We start from the raw sequence: 2,159 nt of genomic DNA, 5'->3' as shown, positions 1-2,159 counted from the left end.
GCGGTGAAAGCTACGTGGCTCTGGCCGAAGGCCTGCAGAACGCGCTGTGGGCTCTTGGCGGCGCGCCGCTCGAGCATCGCAGCGACAGCCTCTCGGCGGCGTTCCGCAATCTGGACAAGGACGCACGCGAGGACCTCACGCGACGCTACGACGCGCTGTGTGCGCATTACGGCATGCAGCCGACACGCAACAACCGGGGCGTGGCGCACGAGAACGGTGCCATCGAGAGCTCCCACGGCCATCTCAAGAGCGCGATCCGCGACGCGCTGCTGATGCGCGGGGGCGGCGACTTCGACGATCTCTGCGGCTACCGCCGCTTCATCGACGAGATCGTCAGTCGCAAGAACGCCCACAACGTCAAGCGTATCGAGGCCGAGCGGCCGGCTTTGCAGCGTCTGCCCGGACATCGAACCGCCGATCATGAGGAGACCGTCGTCACTGTTACCTCGTCGGGCGGCTTCACGCTGCGGAAGGTGTTTTACACGGTGCCATCCCGGCTCATCGGCCATCGTCTGCGGGTGCGGCTATATGATGACCGCCTCGACGTCTTCGTCGGCGGGACCAGGCTCATGACCCTGACACGGGGACGCGCCGCCGCCGCCGGCCAGCGCGCCCATGTCGTCGATTACCGCCATGTGATCCACGCCCTGCGCCGCAAGCCCATGGCATTGCTCAATCTTGTGTATCGCGACCAGCTGTTCCCCCGCGATGCCTATCGCCAGACATTCGACCGACTGCTCGAAAAGCTGCCCGCGAAGTCGGCCTGCCGCCTGATGGTCAACCTTCTGGCACTTGCCCATGAGCGTTGCTGCGAGGCCGAACTCGCCACACTGCTCGCCGCCGATCTCGCTGCCGGTCAGCTCCCCGATATTGCGGCATTGCGCGAACGCTTCGCACCCGATCCCGCCGCGCTGCCCGACGTCGTCGTCCACCTCATGCCGCTGATCGCTTACGAGGTGCTGCTCGGCGCCGATATGGGCGCCGATCGGGGAGAAGCGGCATGACCGAGAGCATCGACGCTTCCCGGCTCACACTGATGCTCAACGACCTGCGCTTGCCGGCGATCAAGCAGGATTGGTTGGGATTTGCCGATCGGGCGGACAAGGAGAGTTGGCCCGCCGCGCGCTTCCTCGCCAAGCTTGCCGAACACGAGATCGCCGAACGCGACCGCCGTCGCCTTGCACGCCATCTCGCCGAGGCCCAGCTACCGCCTGGAAAGACCCTGGACAGCTTCGACTTCGACGTCGTGCCGATGGTCTCCAAGGCGCACGTCCTGGCGATCTGCGCCGGTGACAGCTGGCTCGAAAAAGGCGCCAATCTGCTGCTCATCGGCGGCCCGGGTGGCGGCAAGACGCATCTGGCCTCCGCCATCGGCCTGGCCCTGGTGGAAAACGGCTGGCGTGTGCTGTTCGCGCGCACGTCCGATCTGGTGCAGCGGCTTCAGCTGGCACGCCGCGAGTTGGCGCTGGAAGCCGCCATCAACCGGCTGGATCGCTTCCACCTGCTGATTCTTGACGATCTGGCCTACGTCAGCAAGGACCAGGCGGAAACCTCCGTCCTGTTCGAGCTGATCAGCGCTCGTTACGAACGACGATCCACTCTGATCACCGCAAATCAGCCCTTCGGAGCATGGGGCAAGGTCTTCCCAGATCCCGCCATGACGCTCGCGGCGGTCGATCGTCTTGTTCACCACGCCACGATCTTCGAAATCAACGTCGACAGCTTCCGCCGGCGCGCCGCCATCGAACGCAAGCAAAAACACGCCGGACGCCCGCAAAACTACGCCACAACCAAAGACATCAGCGGACCCGCGCCGCGCGACAATCATACAGCAACTTAGCCCTTGCCAGCGACAATCAGAATGGCAATAGTCGTTCCCGTCGCGGTCACATCTTCTCATCCAGATTGACGCGCTCTCTCATCCAGATTGTCGCGCAATAGCTTGACCGGCAGTCCGGCATCCCACCGCCTCGTCGAGGTGCCCCGCTCAGGCCCCAGCCTGGAGCGGAATGGCCGTCGGTGCCGCCGCGGGGCTCCGCTACGAGACCTTCCGGCGGCTTTCTATCCGCGTTGACACGGCGCGGCCGATGCTGGACGCGCTCTCTGGGTTCATGGTGTATAGGCTTTGTGCGGGCGCGAGAAGGGACGCAGGATGAAGA

The 2,159-nt window shown here is 64.8% G+C and carries 2 protein-coding genes; both read left to right on the top strand.

The window, feature by feature from the left end; genetic code table 11:
• On the top strand, window positions 1-1,004 hold a 1,004-nt coding region (locus tag WCB02_RS27615; RefSeq protein ID WP_423962928.1), incomplete at its 5' end, for a Mu transposase domain-containing protein.
• Entirely contained in the window at window positions 1,001-1,840 is an 840-nt protein-coding gene (gene istB / locus WCB02_RS27610) for an IS21-like element helper ATPase IstB (protein WP_423962927.1), read from the top strand. The genes WCB02_RS27615 and istB, both read left to right, overlap by 4 nt.
• Window positions 1,841-2,159 lie beyond the last annotated feature (319 nt).

The sequence above is a fragment of the Bradyrhizobium sp. genome, assembly GCF_049581145.1.
GTDB lineage: Bacteria > Pseudomonadota > Alphaproteobacteria > Rhizobiales > Xanthobacteraceae > Bradyrhizobium.
The sequence above is the reverse complement of the archived record's forward strand: the minus strand, read 5'-3'. Positions and strand labels throughout refer to the sequence as shown.